General features: G+C 69.4%; 21 protein-coding genes. 5 read left to right on the forward strand and 16 right to left on the reverse strand.

The features are described 5' to 3' along the window. Nucleotide 1 precedes the first annotated feature (1 nt). The 5 genes from AXE84_RS00315 to miaB all read right to left on the reverse strand — a co-directional run bounded on the left by AXE84_RS00315 (nt 2) and on the right by miaB (nt 4,946). On the reverse strand, nt 2–790 hold the full coding sequence (locus AXE84_RS00315; RefSeq protein ID WP_060956453.1) for a YbjN domain-containing protein: 789 nt from the start codon (nt 788–790) through the stop codon (nt 2–4). Continuing rightward, nucleotides 790–1,260, reverse strand: coding sequence for a YbjN domain-containing protein (locus AXE84_RS00320; protein WP_004565218.1), 471 nt, complete (start codon nt 1,258–1,260; stop codon nt 790–792). The genes AXE84_RS00315 and AXE84_RS00320 overlap by 1 nt, the downstream gene beginning before the upstream one ends. A gap of 199 nt (nt 1,261–1,459) precedes the next feature. Further along, the gene (gene gap / locus AXE84_RS00325) at nt 1,460–2,464 is read right to left on the reverse strand and encodes a type I glyceraldehyde-3-phosphate dehydrogenase (RefSeq protein ID WP_060956454.1); all 1,005 of its coding nucleotides are present in this window, start codon (nt 2,462–2,464) and stop codon (nt 1,460–1,462) included. A gap of 58 nt (nt 2,465–2,522) precedes the next feature. Beyond that, nucleotides 2,523–3,143, reverse strand: coding sequence for a TetR/AcrR family transcriptional regulator (locus AXE84_RS00330; protein WP_060956455.1), 621 nt, complete (start codon nt 3,141–3,143; stop codon nt 2,523–2,525). A 141-nt stretch (nt 3,144–3,284) separates the two neighbouring features. Continuing rightward, nucleotides 3,285–4,946 carry a tRNA (N6-isopentenyl adenosine(37)-C2)-methylthiotransferase MiaB gene (gene miaB / locus AXE84_RS00335; protein ID WP_060956456.1) on the reverse strand — a complete coding sequence of 554 codons (1,662 nt, stop codon included), beginning with the start codon at nt 4,944–4,946 and terminating at the stop codon, nt 3,285–3,287. A 175-nt stretch (nt 4,947–5,121) separates the two neighbouring features. Here miaB and gcvP point away from each other — a divergent pair, with 175 nt between their 5' ends. Genes gcvP through gcvH form a run of 4 tightly spaced genes read left to right on the forward strand, consistent with a single transcriptional unit; the run spans nt 5,122 to nt 9,770 of the window. Next, nucleotides 5,122–8,043, forward strand: a complete 2,922-nt coding sequence (gcvP, locus tag AXE84_RS00340) for an aminomethyl-transferring glycine dehydrogenase (RefSeq protein ID WP_060956457.1) — start codon at nt 5,122–5,124, stop codon at nt 8,041–8,043. Nucleotides 8,044–8,073: 30 nt separating this feature from the next. Continuing rightward, nucleotides 8,074–8,361 (forward strand): hypothetical protein, encoded by a 288-nt coding sequence (locus AXE84_RS13360; protein WP_250636957.1) that lies wholly within the window; start codon nt 8,074–8,076, stop codon nt 8,359–8,361. Continuing rightward, entirely contained in the window at nt 8,331–9,338 is a 1,008-nt protein-coding gene (locus AXE84_RS13365) for a glycine cleavage T C-terminal barrel domain-containing protein (protein WP_250636958.1), read from the forward strand. Before AXE84_RS13360 ends, AXE84_RS13365 begins: the two co-directional genes overlap by 31 nt. Before the next feature lie 45 nt (nt 9,339–9,383). Continuing rightward, entirely contained in the window at nt 9,384–9,770 is a 387-nt protein-coding gene (gene gcvH, locus AXE84_RS00350) for a glycine cleavage system protein GcvH (protein WP_060956458.1), read from the forward strand. Between the two features lie 4 nt (nt 9,771–9,774). Here the strand turns inward: gcvH and AXE84_RS00355 are convergent, their stop codons facing one another. The 8 genes from AXE84_RS00355 to pgsA form a co-directional block, all read right to left on the reverse strand. Next, the gene (locus AXE84_RS00355) at nt 9,775–11,298 is read right to left on the reverse strand and encodes an NAD(P)/FAD-dependent oxidoreductase (protein ID WP_060956459.1); all 1,524 of its coding nucleotides are present in this window, start codon (nt 11,296–11,298) and stop codon (nt 9,775–9,777) included. A gap of 98 nt (nt 11,299–11,396) precedes the next feature. Then, nucleotides 11,397–13,124 (reverse strand): formate--tetrahydrofolate ligase, encoded by a 1,728-nt coding sequence (locus AXE84_RS00360; protein ID WP_060956460.1) that lies wholly within the window; start codon nt 13,122–13,124, stop codon nt 11,397–11,399. A 65-nt stretch (nt 13,125–13,189) separates the two neighbouring features. After that, nucleotides 13,190–13,687, reverse strand: coding sequence for a regulatory protein RecX (locus tag AXE84_RS00365; protein ID WP_060956461.1), 498 nt, complete (start codon nt 13,685–13,687; stop codon nt 13,190–13,192). After that, nucleotides 13,687–14,928: a recombinase RecA gene (gene recA / locus AXE84_RS00370; protein ID WP_060956462.1), complete on the reverse strand. Its 1,242-nt coding sequence runs from the start codon at nt 14,926–14,928 to the stop codon at nt 13,687–13,689. Before recA ends, AXE84_RS00365 begins: the two co-directional genes overlap by 1 nt. Nucleotides 14,929–15,195: 267 nt before the next feature. After that, nucleotides 15,196–15,414, reverse strand: a complete 219-nt coding sequence (locus tag AXE84_RS00375; protein WP_010614898.1) for a DUF3046 domain-containing protein — start codon at nt 15,412–15,414, stop codon at nt 15,196–15,198. Between the two features lie 129 nt (nt 15,415–15,543). After that, nucleotides 15,544–15,954 (reverse strand): helix-turn-helix domain-containing protein, encoded by a 411-nt coding sequence (locus AXE84_RS00380; protein WP_004565236.1) that lies wholly within the window; start codon nt 15,952–15,954, stop codon nt 15,544–15,546. A gap of 161 nt (nt 15,955–16,115) precedes the next feature. Beyond that, entirely contained in the window at nt 16,116–16,637 is a 522-nt protein-coding gene (locus AXE84_RS00385; protein ID WP_060956463.1) for a CinA family protein, read from the reverse strand. Nucleotides 16,638–16,659: 22 nt separating this feature from the next. Then, nucleotides 16,660–17,283: a CDP-diacylglycerol--glycerol-3-phosphate 3-phosphatidyltransferase gene (gene pgsA, locus AXE84_RS00390; RefSeq protein WP_150116228.1), complete on the reverse strand. Its 624-nt coding sequence runs from the start codon at nt 17,281–17,283 to the stop codon at nt 16,660–16,662. A gap of 240 nt (nt 17,284–17,523) precedes the next feature. Here pgsA and AXE84_RS00395 point away from each other — a divergent pair, with 240 nt between their 5' ends. Next, nucleotides 17,524–18,867 (forward strand): CapA family protein, encoded by a 1,344-nt coding sequence (locus tag AXE84_RS00395; RefSeq protein WP_060956464.1) that lies wholly within the window; start codon nt 17,524–17,526, stop codon nt 18,865–18,867. Here AXE84_RS00395 and AXE84_RS00400 read toward each other — a convergent pair. From AXE84_RS00400 to AXE84_RS00410, 3 genes are all read right to left on the reverse strand, one after another. Further along, a complete protein-coding gene (locus AXE84_RS00400) occupies nt 18,856–21,771 on the reverse strand; it encodes an FtsK/SpoIIIE family DNA translocase (protein WP_060956465.1) in 2,916 nt (971 codons plus the stop codon). The genes AXE84_RS00395 and AXE84_RS00400 overlap by 12 nt on opposite strands. 157 nt (nt 21,772–21,928) lie before the next feature. Then, nucleotides 21,929–22,864, reverse strand: a complete 936-nt coding sequence (locus tag AXE84_RS00405; RefSeq protein ID WP_060956466.1) for a PfkB family carbohydrate kinase — start codon at nt 22,862–22,864, stop codon at nt 21,929–21,931. 18 nt (nt 22,865–22,882) lie between these two features. Beyond that, nucleotides 22,883–24,517, reverse strand: a complete 1,635-nt coding sequence (locus AXE84_RS00410) for a ribonuclease J (RefSeq protein ID WP_060958087.1) — start codon at nt 24,515–24,517, stop codon at nt 22,883–22,885. Between the last annotated feature and the right edge of the window lie 304 nt (nt 24,518–24,821).

A 24,821-nucleotide genomic window follows, 5' to 3' on the forward strand; every position in this document is an offset into this window, starting at 1 on the left:
CTCAGATCTCCGGCAGGAGGGGGCCCACGAGGCTGAGCGCCTGGGTGCAGGCGGACAGCGCCGTGTCGAGGTGGAGGCGCAGCTGGGCGTCGGTGGCCCCGGCGGACAGGTCGGTGAGGTAGGTGGCGCGCACCAGCGGACCGATGGGGGTGTCGACGACGCCGACGGTGGGGAAGAACTTGTCCCGGTTCCAGTCGTTGACGCTGGCGGCGATCTCGTCCCTCTGGGAGGCGGGGGCGGCCTCCTCCCAGTCCCCCGAGACCAGGAGCCAACCCTCATGCCCCTCAGGAATCTCGATGACGAAGGGGAAGGAGTCCCAGGTGCCCAGGAGGCAGGGGTGCTCGCGGTCCTCGGTCAGCTGGACGTTGTACTCCATGGGGCCGGTGAGCATGGACTCGATCCGGGCCAGGGTCAGCTCCTGGGGCTCCTCGTCGGCCGGCTCCAGGTCCGACGAGTGATTGGTGCCCCGTCCTTCCACTGCCGGCTCCTCCTCCGGTCGGCCCGATGTGCTCGACCAGCTGCGTGAGGCGTCCAGGGTCTGCGCCGAGGCGGTTGTCCTGGCCGGCTCCGATGGACCGCTGGAGTCGGTCGGAGTGGTTGAGTCGGCTGATTCCCCTGAGGCTGAGGGTTCCACGTGACCTGTGACGTACGGCGAGATGGTCGGGGGCTCGTCGGATCGGCTCTGGGAGTCAACCGGCCCGCTGCTGCGCCGGTGGTCCAGCGCCCGCACATCCCACTCCTTGCCCAGGAGACGTGCGATGAAGTCGGTGAGGCGTTGCAGTCTGGGCATCACGGCTCCAGGCTTCCGCGCAGCTCGTCGGGGAACTGCTCCTCGGCCTCGTGCATGAGGGCGACGATGAGCCGGCAACCGCCGAAGACGAAGTCCTCGAGCTGTCGGTCCGTCATTCCCGCCTCGAGGGGGTAGGTGTACTCACCGTGAAGACGCACGACTCCGCCGTCGGCGACGGTGAGGTAGGCCTTGGGGCCGATGCGGGTGGTGTTCCAGTCCTCGACCAGGGCGCGCAGCTGGGTCAGGTGCTCGGTGTCGGCGATGCGGTGCCAGATTCCGCGCATCTGGACGGCCCTGGTGTCCTGGAAGATGGCGTGGACGGTGACGTAGCGCCAGGGGATGCCGATGTCGCCCTCGTCGTCGATGAAGTAGCGCAGTCCCAGTCGTTTGACGCACTCGTGGATACGGTCGACGTCCACGGGCCTGGGGACCGTGGCGGCGGCAGCAGAGCTGGCGTCGAAGCTGGGCATGCCTCCCAGCCTAGCGGGGCCTGCGGGCTGCTCCCCAGCCCAGCCCGGCCCGCTCCACCGTCAGCGCAAAACAGACGGAATTCTCAGGCGGCTCCCCGTCCCGTTTCCCATCGCTCGCCGTCGGACGCGGAGGGTGCGGGCTGTGCGACCGGAATCGGCACTGAGCCCGCACCGCACCGCATCCAAGGCGCAGCACGAGTCAGAGCTGTTCACCGATCCTCTGGGAGAACTCCACGAGGCGGTTGGAGAAGCCCCACTCGTTGTCGTACCACCCGAAGACCTTGACCTGACCGTCGATCACCTCGGTAAGAGGCGCATCGAAGATCGAGGAGTGCGGGTTGCCAACGATGTCGTGGGAGACAATCGGCGCCTGGGAGTACTGCAGGTATCCGGCCAGTGGTCCGTGATCGGCAGCCTCACGGAAGGCCGCGTTGACGTCCTCGACCGTTACCGGGCGGGAGGTGACCACGGTGAGGTCGGTGATCGAGCCGACCGGGACCGGAACCCTCAGGGAAGCACCGGTCAGACGCCCGTCGAGCTCGGGGATGACCAGACCGATAGCCCGAGCGGCCCCTGAGGAGGTGGGAACGATGGAGGCGGCGGCAGCGCGCGCCCGACGCAGGTCCTTGTGAGGCGCGTCGTGAAGCCGCTGGTCCCCGGTGTAGGCGTGGATCGTCGTCATGAGACCGCTCTCGATCCCGAAGGCGTCGTGGAGGACCCTGGCAAGCGGGGCCAGGGAGTTGGTGGTGCACGATCCGTTGGAGAACACGTCGGCGGCGGAGACATCCAGCTGACTGTCGTTGACCCCCAGGACGAAGGTGGGGACGTCGCCCTTGGCTGGTGCGGAGATGATGACCTTCTTGGCGCCTCCCTTGAGGTGCTGGGCGGCCTTGTCCCGGTCGACGAAGAATCCGGTGGACTCGATGACGACGTCGGCCCCGACCTCACCCCAGGGAATCTTGGCCGGGTCCGGTTCGGAGAAGACCTTGATGATCCGCCCTGCGACTTCGAGGTCCTCGCCGTCGGCGGCAACGCCGTCGAGGTGCCCGGCCACTGAGTCCCACTCCAAGAGCGTGGCCAGCGTGCCTGCGTCGGTCAAGTCGTTGACGGCAACGACCTCGACGTCCGCTGCGCCGGCCAGCGCAGCACGCAGGTAGGTGCGTCCGATACGTCCGAAGCCGTTGATACCGATACGAATAGTCATGATCCTTCTCCTTCGGTGAATGGTGGCGCCGGCGGACACCGACGCCGACTTGTCAGGATCAGGAGGAGGCGGACCCGTCGCCGCCAGGGGCCGCGCCGATGGTCCCGGCCGCTACGCGGAGCAGCTCGAGGGCACCTTGACAGGCCGCGTCATACGGGGCCCTGTCCTGCTCGGCCATGGCCAGGACGTAACCGCCCTGAACGACGGCGACCATCGTGCGAGCCAGGTGGTCCGGCTCAAGGTCTGCCGGCAGACGCCCCTGCGACCTGGCCATGCGAATGACAGCGGCCAGCATCTCGCGAAGCCGGGCGAAGGCCTCGGCGACCGGCTGACGAAGACCGTCATCAGCCACTACCGCCTTGTCCTGCGCCATCCGACCGACTCGGCAGCCTTTGAGCGGATCACGCGGGAGGGTGAGGTAGGCAGTGAGGATCTCGAGCGGGTCCTCAAGATCCTTGAGCGCGGCCTTCCAGGAATCCAGCTGGATCTGGCAGTTGTGATTCAGAGCTGCCAGCCCGAGATCCCGCTTGGTCGGGAAGTAGTGATACATGCTCCCCTGACCGACGCCGGAGAGCTCGCGAACCGCTCGCGGGCTCGTGGCGCTGTAACCACGCTCCCACATCAGCTCTGCCATCGCCTCAACCAGCTTCTCTCTCGAGTCCACGCCAGAACTGTACATACCTCACCATGACATACCCCCGGGAGGCACGGCGGCCACCCGAGTCTGCTCCCTCCTGAAAATGACACCAGAACTGTACATACCTCTAGGTACAGAATACAAGGGCAGTCATCCACTGAGAATTGCTCACGCGAGTTTCAGTCAGACCGGTGCGCCCACGCGCAGGGTGGGCAGACCCAGGCTCACCGGAGCGGTGTCGGGCTCGGGAGTGGCGCAGGCCTCAGCCTGGCGGCGTTCCCAGGCGTCCCCGGCTCGGGTGCGTCGCACCTGGAACAGGGCGGGGCCGTCGTCGAGCCAGAGGCGGTCACCGGGCTTGAGGGCCTCGTTGGCGGCCGCGGCGCGCGGGTCCAGCTCGCGCCCGCAGCGGGCGGAGTCGGCGATGAGGTTGTGGGGGGCGCCGTGGGTGACGCGCACGGCGACCATGTCGCCGGGGCGCGGGGCCCCGCCGGCGTAGTCGTCCTCGGCCAGGCCCTCGGGCAGGGCGACGTGGACGAGGCGGTTGTCGGCGGCGCGCCCGGAGATGCGGGCGGTGACCGAGTCGCGGCGCCCCTCGCCCTCGGCGACGAGCACCTCCACGACGCGTCCCTCCTGGCGCTCGTTCTCCTCGTGGGCGATGCGGCGCACGAGCGCGTCGAGCCGCCGGTAGCGGTCCTTGACGACCTCGGTGGGGACCTGGTCGTCGCGGTCGGCGGCGGGGGTGCCCGGGCGCGGAGAGTACTCGAAGGTGTAGGCCGAGGCGAAGCGGGCCTGCTCGACGACGTCGAGGGTAGCCTGGAAGTCCTCCTCGGTCTCGCCGGGGAAGCCGACGATGATGTCGGTGGTGATGGCGGCCTCGGGCATGACGTCGCGGACCTTGTCCAGGATGCCCAGGAAGCGCTGAGTGCGGTAGGAGCGGCGCATGGCGCGCAGCACCCGGTCGGACCCGGACTGCAGGGGCATGTGCAGGCTGGGCATGACGGCCTCGGTGGTGGCCATGGCCTCGATGACGTCGTCGGTGAAGGCGGCGGGGTGGGGGCTGGTGAAGCGCACGCGCTCGATGCCCTCGACTGAGCCGGTCGCCCGCAGCAGCTTGGCGAAGGCGCCGCGGTCCCCGAAGCCGACCCCGTAGGAGTTAACGTTCTGCCCCAGGAGGGTCACCTCGATGGCGCCCTGCGCGGCGACGGCCTCGACCTCGGCCAGGACGTCACCGGGGCGGCGGTCGCGCTGCTTGCCGCGCAGGGAGGGCACGATGCAGAAGGTGCAGGTGTTGTTGCAGCCCACGGCGATGGAGACCCAGGCGGCGTAGGAGGACTCGCGGCGGGTGGGCAGGGTGGAGGGGAAGACCTTGAGGGACTCCTCGAGCTCGACGGCGGCCGCGGAGTTGTGCCGGGCGCGCTCGAGCAGGGCGGGCAGGACGTCGAGGTTGTGGGTGCCGAAGACGACGTCGACCCAGGGGGCCCGCTCGACGATCCCCTCCCCCATCTGCTGGGCCAGGCAGCCGGCCACGGCGATCTGCATGCCGGGGCGCTCACGCTTGACGGCGGCGAGCTGGCCCAGGTTTCCGAAGAGCCGGGTGGCGGCGTTCTCACGCACCGAGCAGGTGTTGATGATGACGACATCGGCCCCGCCGTCGCCGGCGTCGGTGGCGCGGGCGGCGGCCTCGGGCACGTCCTCGACGCGCAGGTAGCCGGCTCTCTCCAGCAGTCCCGCCATGTGCTCGGAGTCGTGGACGTTCATCTGGCAGCCGAGCGTGCGCACGTGGTAGGTGCGCGGCAGGCCGCCTCGGGCGTCGAGAACGGGGGCGGAGGTGGTCAGCGTGGTCATCGCCGAGCAGTGTAGGTGGCGGCGGGGCCCCGCCCCAGCCCTGGCGCAGCGTCGTGACCAGATGCACGGCTGATGGTCCTCGACCTGGGCCTCACGGAGCGCCGCTTCCATTCTGCTGCGCGGATGCGGGCTCCTTCACTAGGATGTGACGCGCCACACGATGAGAGGGAGGGTTATGACGGCGCCCCACACACCTACGCGCTTCCTGGACCGGCACCTGGGCACGACGGGAGCGGACCTGGACACGGTCCTGACCAGCATCGGTGCTCGGAGCCTGGAGGACCTGGCCGTCCGGGTGGTCCCCACCACCCTGCCCGTCCTGGATCCCCCGCAGCAGCCCGAGCGCCCCGATGCCGTCGTCGGCGGGCTGAGCGAGGACGAGGCCGTCAGCGCGCTCAGGTCCCTGGCCGCCCTCAACGACCCACACACCGAGATGATCGGGTGCGGTTACCACCCCACCATCACCCCCGCCATCATCGTGCGCGACGTCCTGTCCAATCCCGCTTGGACCACCGCCTACACCCCCTACCAGGCGGAGATCAGCCAGGGGCGACTGGAGGCCCAGCTGCTGTTCCAGACCGTCGTGGCCGATCTCACCGGCCTGCCGGTGGCCTGCACCTCCCTGCTGGATGAGGCCACGGCCGTGGCCGAGGCCGTCCTGCTCATGACGCGCGCGCACCGCGGCCCCGGCGCCCCCGTGCTCCTCGACTCCGGCCTGCACCCCCAGCTCATCGAGGTGGCCTCGGCCCGGGCCGAGGCCCTGGGCATCGACGTCGAGGTCGTCTGCATCTCCACGATCACCGAAGACGGCGCTCCCCTGACCGGGGCGGTCCTCGCCCACACCACCAGCCGCGGACTCGTCCAGGACCTCGCCGGTGCCGTCGCGGCCGTCCACGCCCGCGGCGGCCTGGTGGCAGTCGATGCCGACCCGCTGGCCCTGACGCTGCTGACCGAGCCGGGCGCCGTCGGCGCGGATATCGCCGTCGGCACCGCACAGCGCCTGGGGGTGCCCCTGTTCTTCGGCGGCCCCCACCCGGGCTTCATGTCCGTCACCGAGGCGCTGCGGCGCCAGCTGCCGGGACGCGTGGTCGGCGTCTCCCGGGACACCGAGGGCCGTGAGGCCTACCGCCTGGCCCTGCAGACCCGCGAGCAGCACATTCGCCGGGAGAAGGCTACCTCGAATATCTGCACCGCGCAGGCCCTGCTGGCGGTCGTCGCGGCCTTCTACGCGGTCTACCACGGTCCCGAGGGCCTGGTGTCCATCGCCGAGCACGTGCACCGCCGGGCCGAGCACCTGGCCGTCGGCGCCTGCGCGCTCGGGCTCGCCCTCGAGCACGAGGAGTTCTTCGACACGGTGAGCGTGCGGCTGCCCGGCGCCGCCCGCCGGGCCATCGAGCGCGCTGAGGCGCTGGGCTACAACCTGCGCCTGCTCGATGCCGACCACGTGGGCGTGAGCGTCAACGAGACCACCACCGATGACGACGTCACCACGGTCCTGCGAGCGCTCGCCGACTCCAACCCCCACGCCGCGCAGGATCCCGCCCCGGGCACCGACGGCGTCACCCGGTTCCCCCTGCCCACCTCGCTGGCGCGCACGAGCACCTTCCTGACCCACCCGAGCTTCCACCGCCACCGCAGCGAGACCGCCCTCGTGCGCTACATCCGGCGGCTGGCGGACCGCGACCTCGCCCTCGACCGGACGATGATCCCGCTGGGCTCGTGCACCCTCAAGCTCAACGCGGCCGCGCAGTCAGCCGTGTGGCTCAGCCCAGGGCTCGCCGGCATCCACCCCTACGCCCCCGCGACCCAGACGCGCGGCTGGCGCCTGCTGCTGGACGGTCTCGCCGACCGGCTGGCGCAGCTGACCGGCTACGACCGGTGCAGCCTGCAGCCGGCCTCCGGCGCCCAGGGCGAGCTCGCCGGCCTGCTGGCGGTGCGCGGCTACCTCCGGGCCACCGGGCAGCAGCAACGCGACCTCGTCCTGGTACCCGCCAGCGCCCACGGCACGAACGCCGCCTCGGCCGCCGGCGCCGGCTTCAGCGTCACGGTGGTCGCCACCGCCGAGGACGGCTCCATCGACGTCGACCACCTGCGCGAGCTCCTGGCCGAGTACGGTCAGCGCGTCGCGGCCATCATGCTCACGTACCCCTCCACCCACGGCGTCTTCGAGCCGCAGGTCACTGAGGTCACCGCCCTCGTCCACGACGCCGGCGGCCAGGTCTACATCGACGGCGCCAACCTCAACGCCCTCACGGGGCTGCTGCGCCCGGGTGACCTCGGTGGCGATGTGTCCCACCTCAACCTGCACAAGACCTTCGCCGTCCCTCACGGCGGCGGCGGTCCGGGCGTGGGGCCCGTCGTCGTCAAGGAGCACCTGGCCCCCTACCTTCCGGCCGGCCCCGCCGGATCGGCCCTCCCGACGGACGAGGACCACGACCGGGGCTTCGGCGGAGCAGCGGCCATGGGGGCCCGCTTCGGCTCGGCGGGGGTCATGCCGCTGGCCTGGACGTACCTGGCCACGCTCACCGACGCCGATCTGCGCCGGGTCACCCTCACGGCGCTGGCCCACGCGAGCTATCTCTCGCAGGCGCTCGCCGACGTCTTCCCCACCCTGTACACCCATCGCGGGCACGTGGCACACGAGTGCGTCCTCGACCTGCGTGCACTCACCGCCGCCACCGGCGTGACCGCCGAGGACGTGGCCAAGAGGCTCATCGACTACGGGTTCCACGCGCCGACCCTCTCCTTCCCGGTGGCCGGCACGCTCATGGTCGAGCCCACCGAGTCCGAGCCCCTGGCCGAGCTGGATCGCTTCATCGCGGCCATGCGCTCGATCCGTGCCGAGATCGACGAGGTCGCCTCGGGGGCCGTGGCGCTGGAGGACTCGGTGCTGCGCCGCTCGCCGCACACGCTGGCGGCCGTCACGGCCGAGCCCTGGAAGCGGCCCTACTCGCGCGCCACCGCGGCCTTCCCGCTGGCGGGCATGGAGACGGACAAGTACTTCCCCCCGGTCTCGCGGGTGGACAACGCGTGGGGCGACCGCCACCTGATGTGCACCTGCCCGCCACCCGATGCCTTCGAGGCGCACGAGGCCTGAGCCGAGACCACGTCTGACGAGGAGACAGCGATGAGCGAGCACACCGAGACCGGCGCAGCCGTCCTGCGCACCACGCCCCTGCACCGCGTGCACACGGCCCTGGGCGCGTCCTTCACCGACTTCGGCGGCTGGCAGATGCCGTTGCGCTACACCTCTGACCTGGCCGAGCACCACGCGGTGCGCCGAAGCGCGGGGATCTTCGACCTGTCCCACATGGGTGAGGTCAAGGTCGCCGGCCCCGAGGCGGGCGCCGCCCTGGACCACGCGCTCGTGGGGCCCTGTCGGCCGTGGCGGTGGGGCGCGCCCGCTACACGATGATCGTCTCGCCCTCCGGCGGGGTCATCGACGACCTCATCGTCTACCACGTGGGCGACGAGGAGTACCTCGTGGTGCCCAACGCCGGCAACCGCGAGCGCGTCGCCGCCGAGCTGGTCGCCCGTTGCGCGGGCTTCGACTGCACGGTCGAGGACATCTCTCTGCGCACCTGCCTCATCGCCGTCCAGGGGCCGCGGGCGCAGGAGGTGCTCGTCGGCGTCGTCGAGTCCGGTGCCGCCATGCCCGGCGCCCTCAGGCCCCTTGAGGGCTCGGAGGAGGAAGACTGCGGACCGGACGTGCTGTGCGGTCCCACGCTCTTGGAGCGCCTGCGCTTCTACGCTGCCGTCAGGGCGACGGCGGCGGGGCACTCGGTGCTGCTGGCCCGTACCGGCTACACGGGTGAGGACGGCTTCGAACTGTTCTGCGGCGCGGAGGACGCCGTGGACCTGTGGACGGTCATCACCAGTGCCGCGGCGGCCCTGGAGCCCACCGTCATCGACGGCGAGCCGGTGCCGGCGCTGACCCCCTGTGGGCTGGCGGCGCGCGACTCTCTGCGGCTGGAGGCCGGGATGCCCCTGTACGGGCACGAGCTCCACGAGGGGATGACGCCCTACGACGCCGGCCTGGGCATGGTGGTGCGGCTCAACAAGGGCGACTTCATCGGACGTGACGCCCTGGCCGCCCGGGCCGAGCAGGAGGGCACCGAGGGAACCTCGGTGCTGGTTCCCCTGACCGCTGAGGGTCGACGTGCGGCCCGGGCCGGTGCGCCGGTACTGGGCGACGACGGCGAGGTGCTCGGTACCGTGACCTCCGGCCTGCTGTCACCCACCCTGGGTCACCCCGTGGCCCTGGCGCTCCTGCGTCCCTGGAGTGAGGACGCCCCCGCCTGGCCCGTGGGCACGGTGCTCGTCGCCGACGTGCGCGGCAGGCCGCTGGAGGTCACGGTCGTCGACTCCCCCTTCTACAAGCGGACCCGATAAGGCGTCCCGCACCACCCACCACCACCTGACAGGAAGGACCCCATCATGGCTCAGAGCGTGCGCGCTCACCTGCGCTACAGCATCGACCACGAGTGGCTGGAGGACGGTGAGCCCGCACGCGTGGGCATCACTACCGTCGCCGCCGATGCTCTCGGTGAGGTCGTCTTCGTCGACCTGCCCGAGGTCGGCGCCCAGGTCGAGGCGGGCGAGCCCTGCGGCGAGCTCGAGTCGACCAAGTCCGTCTCGGACCTCGTCTCGCCCGTGAGCGGCACCGTCGTCGCCGTCAACGAGGCGGTCGTCGACGAGCCGGGCACCATCAACGAGGACCCCTACGGTGCCGGCTGGCTGTTCACGGTGACGGTCAGCGCTGAGGGAGATCTGCTCAGCGCCCAGGACTACGCAGACAAGTTCGACGCCGTCGTCGACGGCTGAGCACTCAGGACCCGCTGTCGGCGGCCTTGCGGCGGGCGGCGAGGTCGGCGTCGTGACGGGCCGCCGTGGCGAAGGCCGCGCCGGGCTCGGCGATGGAGCCGAAGGAGGCCAGGTCGCGACGGAAGACGACGGCGGCCAGCCAGTCCATCATGATGCGCACCTTCCGGTTGAGGGTCGGCATCGCGTAGACGTGATAGCCGCGGTGAGCGGTCCAGGCGGTGAAGCCGCGCAGGTCCCGGCCCATGATGCGGGCGACGCCCTTGCCGATGCCCAGGGAGGCCACGGTGCCCAGGTTCGCGTGCGCGTAGGACTTCAGAGGCACACCGTTCTCGTCCCCGGCGGCGAGGACGGCCACGAGGTTGTCGGCCAGCAGCTTGGCCTGACGCACCGCGTGCTGGGCGGTGGGGGCGCAGGTGGCCTCGGGGTCCTCGGAGGTCAGGTCCGGGACGGCGGCGCAGTCGCCGGCGGCCCAGGCTCCCTCGACCGGCGCGCCGTCGCGCGCCACCTGAAGGGTGGGCAGCGCGGTGACCCGGCCGCGGGCGTCGATGGGCAGGTCGGAGGCGGTCTGCAGCACCGGGGCGGCCTTGACGCCGGCGGTCCACACGATGGTGTCGGCGTCGAACTCGGTGCCGTCGGACAGGACGACGTGGCCGTCGACGCAGGAGTTGAGGAAGGTGTTGAGCCGCACGTCGATGCCGCGCTCAAGCAGCTGCTGCAGCCCGTAGCCGGAGAGCTCCTCGGTGAGCTCGGGCAGGATGCGGCGCGAGCCCTCGACGAGGACGAAGCGGACGTCGCGCTGCTCGATGGAAGGGATGGTGCGCACGGTCGCGCGTGCCATGTCCTCCAGCTCGGCGATGGCCTCGACGCCCGCGAAGCCTCCTCCGACGAAGACGAAGGTGAGCAGGCGCCTGCGGCGCTCGGTGTCCCAGGTGGAGGCGGCGTCCTCGATGCGGGTGAGGACCCGGTTGCGCAGGGCGGTGGCCTCCTCGACCTGCTTGAAGCCCATGGCCTGCTCCGCCAGGCCGGGAATCGGCAGGGTGCGGGCCTCGGCGCCCAGGGCGATGACGAGGTGGTCGTAGGTCAGGGTGTAGGGCTCGACCGGCTCGTGCGTGGACTGGGGGGTCGGGGGACGCACGGTGACGGTGCGGCCCGCGTGGTCGATGGCGGTGACGGCGCCGGTGATGATGGTGACGCCGTCGAGGTTACGGCGGTGGGGCGCGACGACGTGGCGTGGCTGGATGGAGCCGGCCGCGACCTCCGGCAGGAAGGGCTGGTAGGTCATGTAGGCGCGCGAGTCGATGATGGCGATCTCGACCTGGTCGAGGTTGAGCTGGGCGCGCAGGGCCCGGGCGACGCAGAAGCCGACGTAGCCGCCACCGGCGATGACGACGCGGGGCGGACGGCGGCTGCCCGTGCCGGCGGCGACGTCGGGGACGTCATGGCGGGCCGGACGTACGGCCAGTGCGAGGGCGGCTCCGGCGGCCAGGAGGCCGGCGGTCGACAGGGCAATGGTGGTGCGACGACTCATGGGCACAATCTAAGGGCACCCTTAGTAAAAGATCACGCTAGGACCTATTTCCTAGACATGGTTCCTGTCACAGTGGGTTCTCGGGGGCCCGTGCGTCGTCAACGCAGCCCCACGATCTGCCCGGTGTCGAGGTCGACGTCGATGCGCTCGGCGGCGGGCCGGCTCGGCAGCCCCGGCATGGTCGACAGGCTGCCGCAGATCGCGTAGACGTAGCCGGCCCCCGCGGCCAGGCGCACCTCGCGCACCGGCAGGCGCCACCCGGTGGGCACGCCCTTGCGGCCAGGTTCAGCGGACAGGGACAGCGGGGTCTTGGCGACGATGACGGGCAGGTGGCCGAAGCCTGCCTGCTCGTAGGCCTCCAGCAGTCTGCTCGCGGCGGGGGTGTAGTCCACGCCGTCGGCGCCGTAGAGGTCGGCGAGCTTGGAGATCTTGGTGCGCAGGTCGTCCTGCGGCTCGTAGGCGGGTCGGCTGCTGGCCGGCTCTCCCGCCTCCTGGCAGGCCTCGACGACGGCTCCGGCCAGGTCGAGGCAGCCCTCGCCTCCCCTGGTGACGGGGTGGCAGACCGCGACCCGGGCTCCGGCGTCGCCGGCGATACGCGTCACCTCCTCGATCTCGGCGTTGTGGTCGGTGGGGAAGGCGTTGACGGCCACGACCGGGGTGATGCCGAAGCCCCGCACGATCTGCAGGTGCTTGAGCAGGTTGGCGGCGCCGTCGCGCACGTCATCGACGTTCTCCTGGAGCATCTCCTCGGGCAGGTCCTTGCCGCTGACGAGGCGGTGGCGTCCGCTGTGGGCCTTGAGCGCCCTGATGGTGACCACGACGACGGCGACGCTCGGGTGCATCCCGGAGACGGCGCACTTGAGGTCGATGAAGCGCTCCAGGCCCATGTCGGATCCGAAGCCGGCCTCGGTGAGGATGTAGCCGCCGTCGCGGGCTCCTGCCGCAGCGACGCGGTCGGCGATGACCGAGGAGCATCCGGTGGCAATGTTGCCGAAGGGACCGGTATGGACCAGGACGGGGGTGCCCTCGCCGGTGCGCAGGAGATTGGGCTCAAGCGCATCGCGCAGGACGGCGCACATGGCTCCGGCCGCCTTGAGATCCTCGGCGCTGATCCACTCCCCACCACGGCTTCGGCCGATGACGATGCGCCCCAGGCGCCTGCGCAGGTCGGACAGGTCCGTGGCCAGCGACATGATGACCATGAGCTCGCTGGCCGGGGTGATGTCGAAGGAGGCCTGCCGGGTGACTCCATCGATCTTGGCCCCCAGGCCGGTGACGATATGGCGCAGGGCGCGGTCGTTGACGTCCAGCACCCGGGGCCAGGTGATGGTGCGCTCGTCAATGTCGAGCTCATTGCCGTGGTGCAGGTGGTTGTCGATCATCGCCGACAGGAGGTTGTGGGCAGCGGTGATGGCATGGAAGTCGCCGGTCAGGTGCAGGTTCATCCGCTCGGCCGGCAGGATGCGGGCGCCTCCGGATCCTCCGGCTCCGCCCTTGATGCCGAAGGTGGGGCCCATGGCCGACTGGCGCAGAGTCAGGACTGTCTGCTGGCCCAGGCGGGTGAGCCCCTGGGCCAGTCCGATGGCCGTGGTGGTCTTGCCCTCCCCGAAAGGCGTCGGCGTGATCGCAGTGACGACGACGTAGTGAGGGCTACTCGCCCCACCGCCGCTCACGTGCTGGCTGGATTCCAGCGCCCGCAGGTCGATCTTGGCCACATCGCGGCCATAGGGAATGACGTACTCGGCGGCTATTCCCGCTGAGGCCGCCAACGCGTGGAGGTCGATCGGAGCGTCGGAGCCGCCAGTGGCCGCAATCACCTGGGTCATGAGCCAAGCCTAGTCGGCCGGCACACAGGCCTCAGGCTCTTGACGCCCCACAAGCAGTCCCGTCCTCATTCCAATTCCTCAGCGTGAGCCGCAGCGATGGCCCGCATGGTCACGTCCCGGCTGTAGCCCTTGCGCCCCAGCACGGCCGCGGTGCGACGCCGGCGCACCTCCCAGGGCAGGTGGCCGGTGGCGGAGAGCTTCTTGCGAGCCAGCGCCAGCGCCGTTGAGTCCTCATCCTCGGCGCTGATCTGATCCAGGGCCTGAGCGACATCCGACTCACCCAGTCCCTTGCGCCGCAGTTCCTCGGCGATGGCCCGCCTGGCCGCCCCCTTCTCCGCGAAGCGGGTGCGCGCGAGGCGGGCCGCGTAGGCGGTGTCGTCAATGACTCCGGCGGCCTCCAGACGGTCAAGGACCTCGGAGGCTACACGGGAGTCCACCTCCTTGCGCTCGAGGAGCTCGGCCAGGGCGGCGCGAGGAGCCGCGCTGCGGTCCAGGCGGCGCAGGACGATCTCCCGCGCCGCCTCGACCGCTTGCGCATGGGCGTCAGGGATGAGCCAGGGCATCAGAACCCGCCGGCCTCCTCACCGAAGATGGTGTCCGGCTCATCCGACGACGCCTCCTTGGGAGTCTTGACACTCTTGGAGGTCTTCGCAGTGGCGGCGGTCTTCTTCCCGCGCCCTCGGGCGCTCTTGACCGCGCTCGTGGCGGCGGTGTCAGCGCTCTCCACCGGGACGGCTGCCGCGGCCACGGCGGCCTCGGCAGCGGCGAGCTCCTCAGCCTCCCGGGCCTTGCGGCCGGGCTCACCAATGCCCAGGGCAGCGAGGATCTTCTCCTCGATCTCGGCAGCCAGCTGCGGGTTGTCCTTGAGGAAGTTGCGGGCATTCTCCTTGCCCTGACCGAGCTGGTCCTCCCCGTAGGTGAACCAGGCCCCCGACTTGCGCACCACGCCGTTGTCCACTCCCAGGTCCAGCAGGCTGCCCTCGCGGGAGATGCCCTGGCCGTAGAGGATGTCGAACTCGGCCTGCTTGAAAGGCGGCGCCATCTTGTTCTTGACGACCTTGACCCGGGTGCGGTTGCCCACGGGCTGGTCCCCGTCCTTGAGGCCGCCGATGCGGCGCACGTCCAGGCGCACGGAGGCGTAGAACTTCAGGGCCTTTCCACCGGTGGTGGTCTCGGGGTTGCCGAAGAACACACCGATCTTCTCGCGCAGCTGGTTGATGAAGATGGCGGTGGTGCCGGTGGAGGACAGCGCACCGGTGATCTTGCGCAGCGCCTGGCTCATGAGGCGGGCCTGGAGACCGACGTGGGAGTCCCCCATCTCCCCCTCGATCTCAGCCTTGGGGACCAGAGCCGCCACGGAGTCGATGACGATGATGTCCAGGCCTCCTGAGCGCACCAGCATGTCGGTGATCTCCAGGGCCTGCTCCCCGGTGTCCGGCTGTGAGACCAGGAGGTTGTCAATGTCGACGCCCAGGGCCTTGGCGTAGACCGGGTCGAGGGCGTGCTCGGCGTCGATGAAGGCCGCGTTCCCGCCGGCCCTCTGCGCGCTGGCCACGGCGTGCAGGGCGACGGTGGTCTTTCCGGAGGACTCCGGCCCGTAGACCTCGACGATGCGTCCCCTCGGGAGTCCTCCGACTCCCAGAGCCACATCGAGGGCGACTGACCCGGTCGGGATGACGGAAACCGGAGGACGGGACTCGTCCCCCAGGCGCATGACGGATCCCTTACCGAAGCTCTTGTCGATCTGGGCGAGGGCTGTGGCCAGGGCCTTGGAACGGTCCTGGGTCTGGCTGGCAGCAGGCATTGTTCTACCTCGGTTCTCAGGGCGGCGCGCAGCCGCGGCGGACATGGCTGGTCAACTTCGGCGAGGTCCCCTCTCCGGGGCTCACCAACGACGGTATGCCTGACCACTGACATCTATCTCGGCCCCACATCAGCCCTGTGGACTCACGTGGCGTCGTCGTCGTTCGTGGAGAACAGTACCCGAACACCTGTTCGATCGTGACATCATCGTCACGCGCGTGTCGGCGGCTCCACACCTGTCTCCCGCATCCGCCCTCGTCACCTGGGCTCAGCGACGCGGATCCGAGCGGAAGATCCACCGCTCGGCATCCGAGCGCTCGGTCTCCTCACACAGAAGACCCCAGACCCGCTCCGGTGCCACTCCGTCGTCGAGCGCCTGCACGCAGGTCACCCCCAGCCCCGGAAGAACCAGATCCTGAGCCAGGGACCGGCCGTAGGCCGGACCGAAGACCGCCTCGACGGCGCTCCAGAACTCCGAGTGCTTCACCACTCCCCCTTTGTCAACAGGCAACCCGGCGGCGAGTCCACTCATTGTGGCCCCACCGCCGGGAAGGTCGGCTCACTGGTAACGATCTGCGCGCCACAAGAGCAGCGCACGCGGAGCGTCAGCGGATGGTCACCGCAGGGCGACCCCCTGCTGACGCACGAGCTCATCGGGAACCGTGTCCGGAATCATGACGCCCTCGGTCAGGGCGATGCGGTCGGAGACCTCACGCAGCACCATGGACAGGGGGGCGTCAAGCGCCTGGCAGATGGAGGCGAGCAGCTCGGAGGAGGCCTCCTTCTGACCGCGCTCGACCTCGGAGAGGTACCCCAGGGAGACACGGGCCTGCGAGGAGACCTCGCGCAGCGTGCGTCCCTGGTGCTGTCGGACGCCGCGCAGGACTTCTCCGATCTCGCGGCGCAGGACGACATTCTCGTGCTTCGGGGTGTCCACGGACACACCGTACCCTGCCCCGGGTCCCTGGCGCATCGGCATCCGGTTGTTGATCGGGCGAGTGGTGCGGGGGTGAGTCGTGTTGTTCATCGTCTAGCACAACCATTCACGTCGTGGATTCATTCCCGCCACGCGGGGCCAGTTCTCCGGCTCCGGTGACGTTGAGAACCACTCTACCGGCATTCCTGAGAGAAATCTGAAATACGTCTTAGTCTGCGGTCTGTAGTTGGTCAGTCGTCATTGAGAAGCAATCAGGGCTGCGGCCCACACTCGTCCTTCTGTAGGAAGCCGATGGCCAGCTCACACACCTCCATCACGGTGGCGCATCGGATCTGCGAGCGATCACCGCCCAGGTGCAGCTCGCGGTGCCTCTGTCCCCAAGGAGCGACGACGGCGACATGGACCGTTCCCGCCGGATGACCGTCTGCCGGCCCCGGCCCGGCCACCCCTGTGGTGGCCAACCCCACATCGGCCCCGAGGAGCCGGCGTACTCCATCCGCCATCTGTAGGGCGACATCACGGTCCACCGGCCCGGTCCGCTCCAGGTGCGCAGCATCGACCCCGAGGAGCTGCGCCTTGATCCGGGTGGCATAGGCCACGACCGTTCCCACGAGCACACGGGAGGCACCGGGGACCTCCACCAGACTGGAGGAGACCTGCCCGCCCGTCAGCGACTCGGCGATCGCCAGAGTCACTCCGTGGTCCGCAGCGGCCTGCAGCAGAGCCGTCGCCACGCGGATACGGTCCTGGGCGCCCTGCGCATCCACGATCACAGCGGCATCCGCCTTGGGAGGGTCACTGGCCGCTCCGTCCGCTCTGACGGCTCAGCCGCATCGCCTCGCGAACATAGTCCAGGCCAGTGACCACCGTGACGATGAGTGCCGCAGCCACAATGACGTAGGCCGTCTTAGTCAGGAACGCGGCCGGGCCCGCGGGAAGCAGGAGCATGGACCACGGCGTGAGCAGCCCGACCAGCCCCACCATCTGCAGCGTCGTCTTGATCTTGCCGCCGCGCGAGGCCGCCATGACGGCACGGCGCAGCATGAAGAAGCGCATAACCGTGATGCCGAGCTCGCGCACGACGATGAGGATGGTGACCCACCACCACAGTCGTTGGTTGACGCTCAGCAGAACGAAGGCGGACAGGGTCAGCGCCTTGTCCGCGATCGGGTCGGCGATCTTGCCGAAGGAGGTCACCAGCCCCCACGAGCGCGCCAGCTGGCCGTCAAGGCGGTCCGTGAAGGCCGCCACGACGAAGACCACGACTGCGGCGAGCCTGGCCCGGTCCCCGGGCAGCAGGGCGAGCCAGATGAAGACGGGCACGAGCAGCAGGCGCAGCACCGTCAGGACGTTGGCGATGTTGAGTAGCGGCGCCTGCTCTGACGGCGCGGCGCCATCCGGGGCGGTCGGGGCGTTCATCAAGACCAGCCTAGTCGCGGACGACCTCCCACCGACGCAGAAACCTCGATCCATCTTCTCAACGGCCTCGCATCCGAGCGGCTGCACCGTACGCGTCATGCTCCATCGCAGACGACACGCGACATAGGATCTGTTTTCACCCACGGTTCACGCTGCCATCCACATGCATCCGCCTGGCACTGGTGAAGCCAGCACGAACTGTGCACACACCTTGAAGGTTCGCTTCTTACATTCATCACCATGCACTCCTCCACCTCTCTACCATCACCTTCACCAGGCTCCGCATGTCTCACCCGCAGGTCACGAGGACCGGCCCTGCTGACCGCCGTCGTTCTCACCGCATCCGTCGCCATGAACGGTTGCTCGACGAGTTCCGATCAGGCTGTGCCGGCTCAATCGCCGACTCCGTCCGCCTCCGCCAGCGTCGGCGGCTCGCAGGACGTCCACTTCACCGTGGGTTACGCCGGGGACGTCCTCATGCACATGCCGGTAATGGAATCCACTCCGGCAGGCTCAGGGGATATCACCGCCAACATCGCCGCTGAGACCCCCTGGGTCGAGGGCCTGGATCTGGCCCTGTGCGGGATGGAGGTACCTGTCGCTCCGGACGGGGTCTACTCGGGCTACCCCGCCTTCGGCACCTCTACCGAGGTCGTGGCCGCCTTGGCGAGATCCGGATGGGACGGCTGCGCGACCGCCTCCAACCACGCTGCGGACCGGGGGGAGTCCGGCGTCGTGGCCACCTTGGACGCCCTGGACGCTCACGGGATGGGCCACGCAGGCACCTACCGGAGCCGACAGGACGCCTCGGTCCCCTTCGCGCTCTACGAGCTTGAGCGGGGTGGGCGCACCGTGACCGTCGCCCAGATCTCCACGACCATGGACCTCAACGGCCTGGAGGATCCCACCGGCTACTCGGTGGCACTCAACGACGTCGGCGCCATCACGAAGGCGGCAACGTCGGCCCGTGCGGCGGGCGCCGACCTCGTCGTCGTCCAATCCCAGCTCGGTGAAGAGTACGAGACCACGCCCAACGACGCGCAGGTCTCCTATGCCCAGGCCCTGGCAGACAGCGGGCAGATCGACATCCTCTTCGGCGCTCACCCTCATGTGCCTCAGCCCGCCGAGAAGCTCTCCGGAGGAGTCGAGGGCAAGGGGATGTGGGTGTCGTACTCGGCCGGCAACTACATCTCGAACCAGGATGAGGAGTGCTGCGCCCCGCTGTCCGACGTCGGTCAGCTGGTCTGGGCCGACGTCACCTCCCACGCCGACGGCTCAGTGAGCGTGGACAAGCTGAACTGGCACCCGTTCACCATGGATCTCGCCGGTGGCTACAAGATCCGGGACCTGGCGGCGCTTCACAACGGTGAACGCTCTGCCGACCTGGGCCTGAGCACGGAGGAGATCGACCGGCGCTGGAACCTGCTGACCTCTCAGGTCAAGGACGCCTCGACCGTGTCCACCACACCGCCCAAGGCCACCGGACCGGCTCCGACGATTCCCAGCCGGGACGAGGTCATCACACGGGCAGGGGCCCACCCGGGCCCGCAGGGCACGGCATCGGCCTCCCCCTCACCACGATGAGCCGCGGCCAGTGAGCGACCAGGCGTCCTCGGAGTCCTCATCGGCGGACGTATCGTCCCAGGACTCCGACTCCGGCAGGCTCGAGGCGACCTCCAACGGATCCGTGCTGTAGCGGTTCGACGGCATGACCGCAGTACGGGGCTCATTCGCGGCAGGAGCCGACGGGGCCTCGGAATCGGGCTCGCCTTGAGAGGCGTCAGGGGCTTCGGGACTCTCAGCGCTTCCCGGCGCACCGCCCTCGCCCTTGATCCAGGCCAGGGTCTCCTCGAGCTGCTCGGGCTGGACGAGGACGTCGCGGGCCTTGGAACCCTCCGAGGGGCCGACGACCTCACGCGACTCGAGCAGGTCCATGAGGCGTCCGGCCTTGGCGAAGCCGACGCGCAGCTTGCGCTGGAGCATGGAGGTGGAGCCGAACTGACTGGAGATGATGAGCTCGGCGGCCTGCAGTAGCAGGTCCATGTCATCACCGATCTCCTCATCGATCTGCTTCTTGACCTCCGGGACGACGACGTCCTCGCGGTACTCGGGCGTCAGCTGGGACTTGACGTGCTCGACGACGGAGCGGATCTCGGACTCGGTGACCCACGAGCCCTGGATACGCACTGGCGTGGAGGCGCCCGGGCCCAGGTAGAGGGCGTCACCCTGGCCGGTAAGCGTCTCGGCCCCGTTCTGGTCGAGGATGACCCGGGAGTCCAGCTGGGAGGCCGTGGCGAAGGCCAGGCGCGAGGGGACGTTGGACTTGATGAGGCCGGTGACCACCTGGGCGACGGGACGCTGGGTGGCCAGCACCAGGTGGATCCCGGCAGCGCGGGCCAGCTGGGTGATGCGCTGGATGGAGGCCTCCACGTCCTTGGGGGCGGTCATCATGAGGTCGGCGAGCTCGTCGACGACGACCAGGAGGTAGGGGTAGGGGCTCAGCTCTCGCTGGGATCCCGGCAGGGGCTGGACCTCGCCTGCGCGCACCGCCTTGTTGAAGTCGTCAATGTGCTTGAAGCCGAAGGAGGCCAGGTCGTCGTAGCGGGCGTCCATCTCGCGCACCACCCACTCCAGGGCCTCGGCCGCCTTCTTCGGGGAGGTGATGATCGGGGTGATGAGGTGGGGGATGCCCTCGTAGATGGTCAGCTCCACCCGCTTGGGGTCCACCAGCACCATGCGCACCTCCTCGGGGGTGGCACGCATCATGATCGAGGTAATCATCGAGTTGACGAAGGAGGACTTACCCGAACCGGTCTGCCCGGCCACCAGAAGGTGCGGGGTCTTGGCCAGGTTGGTGACGACGTAGTCGCCCTCAACGTTCTTGCCCAACCCGACCACCAGAGGGTGCGCCTGCTTGCGCGCGGCCTGGGAGCGCAGGACGTCGCCGAGCTTGACCATCTCCCGGTCGCTGTTGGGGATCTCGATGCCGATGGCGCTCTTTCCCGGAATGGGGGTGAGCAGACGGATCTCGTCGGAGGCCACCGCGTAGGCGATGTTCTTCTCCAGCCCCGTGATGCGAGAGACGTTGACCCCCCGACCCCGGTGGACCTCGTAGCGGGTGACCTGAGGACCGCGCGTGTAGCCGGTGACCGTGGCGTCCACGTTGAACTCGGCGAAGACATTCTGCAGAGCCTCGACGATGGCGTCGTTAGCGGGGGTGCGGGTGGAGTGTCCCGGCCCTGGACCAAGCAGCGCGTCCTCGGGCAGGGTGTAGGTCGAGCCGTCAGGCAACGACATGTTGCCCATGGCGATCTGGTCGGCGAGATCGGGCTCCTCGAGCACGACCTCGGGGGTCTCCTCGGTGACGGCGTCGAAACCGGACGGTGTCTGAGGGGCAGGCTTCGTAGCCGTGCGCTTGGCGGATGAGGGTTTGCGCTGTCCCCCTGAGACCGGGCCGGAGGCCGCGGGTCCACCTGTCGAGCCAGTGGGCCTGCTCCGAGCAGGAGAGGAGGCTGAGGGCGCCGGGGAGGCGATGACGTCGGTCTCCTCGCCCACGTCCGGGATGACGAAGTCCTCGCTGCCGGAGTGAGCACCGTGATCGCCGCCCGGCTCGACGAGCTCGGTGATCGTCGTCTGCTGGGCCTGCCGGTCGGCCGAGCGCTTGCGCCGGCCGCTGCCCCGCTTACGAGAAGCCGACTCCTCCACCTCCAAGGCGGAGCGGAAGGGCTCGTCACCGTCGTAGGAGTCCAGGAGCGCCGTCTGATCCGGGTCCTCACCCGAGGCGGCGGCTCGCCCAGCGTTTCCACGCGCGCGTCCGAGCAGGCGCCGAGCCAGGGAGTCACCGATGCCACCGGCGCCCTGGGCGGGGCCATCACCCTCTGAGGCCCGGCGCTGCTCCAACAGCTCACGGATCTCGGCAACAGTCTTGCCGGACAGGACCAGTGCGGAGAACGCGGTCAGGAGGATGAACAGGATGAAGGCCCCCACGGAGGAGAACAGCGCCGCCAGGGGGTAGCCCACCAGCCATCCCAGCAGCCCCCCAGCTGCTTCCAGTCCGCCGAGGTTGTTCTTGAGGACCGGGTTGCCGCTGCCGACCTGGATCATTCCGGTCAGAGCCGTCAGCAGCCCCAGGCAGCCCACGGAGACCCGCGCGTGCACCGCCCCCAGGTTGTGGACCCGCAGCATGGCGACGCCCAGCGCCGCCAGGAGCGGGGGCACGAAGATGCCCAGGACACCCACAGGGCCCGCGGCGATGTGGTGCAGGAGATCGCCTGCGGCGCCGGAGATCCCGAACCACTCGCGCAGCGCCAGCACCGCTGCGAGGGCCAGAATGAGAAAGGCCCAGCCGGTGCGGCGGTAGCGTCCGCCAGAGGGCCCGGTTCCAGGCGCAGAGAAGGGAGCGGCCCCTGGAGCGGAGCCACCTCGATTACGTCCTCTGCCGGTTCCTGATGAAGACGCAGCTGTTCTCGTGGTGCGACGATTGGCCATGATGCTCTAGAAACTATCGGATTCTCGGTGTCATTGGCCTTGCCACGCCGCCTGCGCCGGCCGGAGACACGTCACCTTCTCAGTGCCGCGGCCGGGTACTGGGACTCACCTCCTGGGTGGCAGAGGCAGGCGCAACCCCAGAACCCTTCAGGGGCTCTCAGAGCCTCTCATCGCATACCCGGAGGAACTCATCGATCTCCTCGCGCAGCGGGGCCTGGGCCGGGCCGCTGCAGGCGACGGCGTGGGCCGCGGCCGCGTTGGCACGCCTGGCCGCCTCAACGACATCGAGTCCATCAAGAAGGCCGGCGACCAGAACACCGGTATGCGTGTCTCCCGCCCCCGTGGTGTCCACGACCTCGCGCACGAAACCAGGAACCTCGATCGCCGCCTCACCCACCGGATGGAGGACACAGCCGTGGACACCGGTACGGTGGACGATCAGTGCCTGCGGACACGCCTGCCGGATGGCCCTCATGCCACCGAGGCGTTCCTCGAGCCGGCTCATCTCCAAGTCATTGCCGGTCAGCATCGTCGCTCGACCCAGCAGCGGTAGGAGCACCTGGTCCGGGATGTCGGGCTGGACCGGACCGAGGTCGATCACCAGCCCGACGCCGTCGGGGATCGACAGCAGCCAGTCGGCCAGGATGCCGCGGCTCGTGTAGTGGGCCAGGTCGTAGCCCGTGGCGTAGACCCAGTCCCCGGCCCTCAGGTCGAGACTCTCGAGATCCTCACGCTGAGGCTCACCCTCTACGCCCGCGGTGGTGATGAAGGTGCGTCGGCCGGAGGGCTCGATGAGCGTGGTGCAGGTGCCGATGTCCCCGACGAGCTCCTCGACGAGCAGCTCGACCCGGTCCAGCCGCATCGACTCACGCACCCGCGCGGAGTTGGGGCCGGTTCCCAGGGTGGCAGCCAGAGCAGTGGGAACGCCCTGCCGGGCTGCGGCCGAGACCACGGTGTACCCGCCACCGACGACCGGACCCGACGACGCACCGGTGATCGCCCCTCCCGGCGTCGGCACACGGCTGACGTGGAGGGGGATGTCAATGAGGATGGATCCGGTGGATATGAAGCACGCGGGCCGGAAGAGAGTCATGCAGTAAGCGCCCTCCCGCTATGCCTCGATGACGACCGGGACGATCATGGGACGGCGCCTGAGGCGGCGCCCGATCCAGCGCCCCAGGGTGCGGCGCATGACCTGCTGGAGGGAGTAGGCGTCCGCCTTCCCGGTCTCCAGCGCAGCCGACAGGGCCTCGGTCACATCGGGAAGAATCTCCTCGAAGACCGAGTCGTCCTCCGCCACGCCCCGCGCCTGGATGTGGGGGCCGGCCAGGATCGTGCCGGTCGTGGTCTCCACCACGGCGTAGACCGAGACGAAGCCCTCCTCCGCCAGGATGCGGCGGTCCTTGAGCTCGGCCTCGTCGATCTCCCCCACCGAGGAGCCGTCGACGTAGATGTAGCCGCAGGGCACCTGGCCGGCGATACGGGCCACTCCACCCTCCAGGTCGACGGCCACGCCGTCCTCGCACAGCATGACCCGTTCCGGGGCGATTCCCGTCTTGACGGCGAGCCCACCATTAGCCACCAGATGACGAATCTCACCGTGAATGGGCATGACGTTGCGGGGCTGGACGATGTTGTAGACGTGGAGCAGCTCCTCGGAGGAGGCGTGCCCGGAGACGTGGACCTTGGCGTTGCCCTGGTGGACCACGCGTGCCCCCAGCCTCATGAGCTGGTTGATGACCCGGAAGACGGAGTTCTCGTTGCCGGGGATGAGGGAGGAGGCGAAGATGACGGTGTCCCCGGGCTCGATGGTGACGCTGCGGTGCTCGGAGTGGGCCATCCGGGACAGGGCCGCCATGGGCTCTCCCTGAGAGCCGGTGACCATGAGGACTCTCTCGTGCGGGGGCAGCGAGGTGATGTCCCGGGCATCGATGAGGACACCTGCGGGGACCTTGAGGTAGCCGCGCTCGGCGGCGATCCCCATGTTGCGCACCATGGAGCGCCCCACGAGGGCGACCCGCCTGTCGTGCAGGGCGGCGGCGTCGAGGACCTGCTGGACACGGTGGACGTGGCTGGCGAAGGAGGCCACGACGATCTGCCCGTCGGAGTCGGCGAAGACGTTGTCCAAGACCTGGCCGATCTCGCCCTCGTGGCCCACCATGCCCGGGACCTCGGCGTTGGTGGAGTCCACGCAGAACAGGTCCACGCCCTCCTCACCGAAACGGGCGAAGGAGCGCAGGTCCGTGATGCGCCCGTCGATGGGCAGGGAGTCCATCTTGAAGTCACCGGTGGCCAGCACGTTGCCGGCATCGGTGCGGATCATGACGGCCATGGCGTCGGGGATGGAGTGGTTGACGGCCACGAACTCCAGGTCGAAGGGGCCGTAGGAGACCTCCTCGTGCTCGACGACCTGACGCAGCACCGGACGGATACGGTGCTCCTTGAGCTTGGCCTCCACGAAGGCCAGCGTGAGCTCGCTTCCCACCAAGGGGATGTCCTCACGCAGGCGCAGCAGATAGGGCACACCCCCGATGTGGTCCTCGTGCCCGTGAGTCAGGACCAGGGCGACGACGTCGTCGATGCGGTGCTCGATGGAGGAGAAGTCAGGAAGGATGAGGTCGACACCCGGCTGGTCCTCCTCGGGGAAGAGCACACCGCAGTCGACGATAAGCAGCTTGCCGTCCAGCTCGAAGACGGTCATGTTGCGGCCGACCTCGCCCAGGCCCCCCAGGGGAGTGATGCGCATGGCGCCATCAGCGAGGGGGCCGGGGGTCTTCAGCGCGGGAAAGTTCGTCACGCGGGCATCCTACCGAGGATGCCGCGATTATCGATTGACACGGTTCGATCCAGTTGGATTCTGTCGCACTTCCGCAACGTTCCGACGCGAAGTTCAGGCGCCTGCCAGGTTCGCTCTACGATATCCCGGTGACGACCACGAGCCTGCCGGATGACGGAGCTAGGGACAGCGCTCCCTCTTCGTCAACCGAGTCACAGCCGAGTCCCGCTCCTCGTGAGAGCCGGCGAGGCCTCCTGGGAAGAGCCGCCCTGGC

Source organism: Actinomyces oris, from assembly GCF_001553935.1.
Taxonomy (GTDB): Bacteria; Actinomycetota; Actinomycetes; order Actinomycetales; family Actinomycetaceae; genus Actinomyces; species Actinomyces oris_A.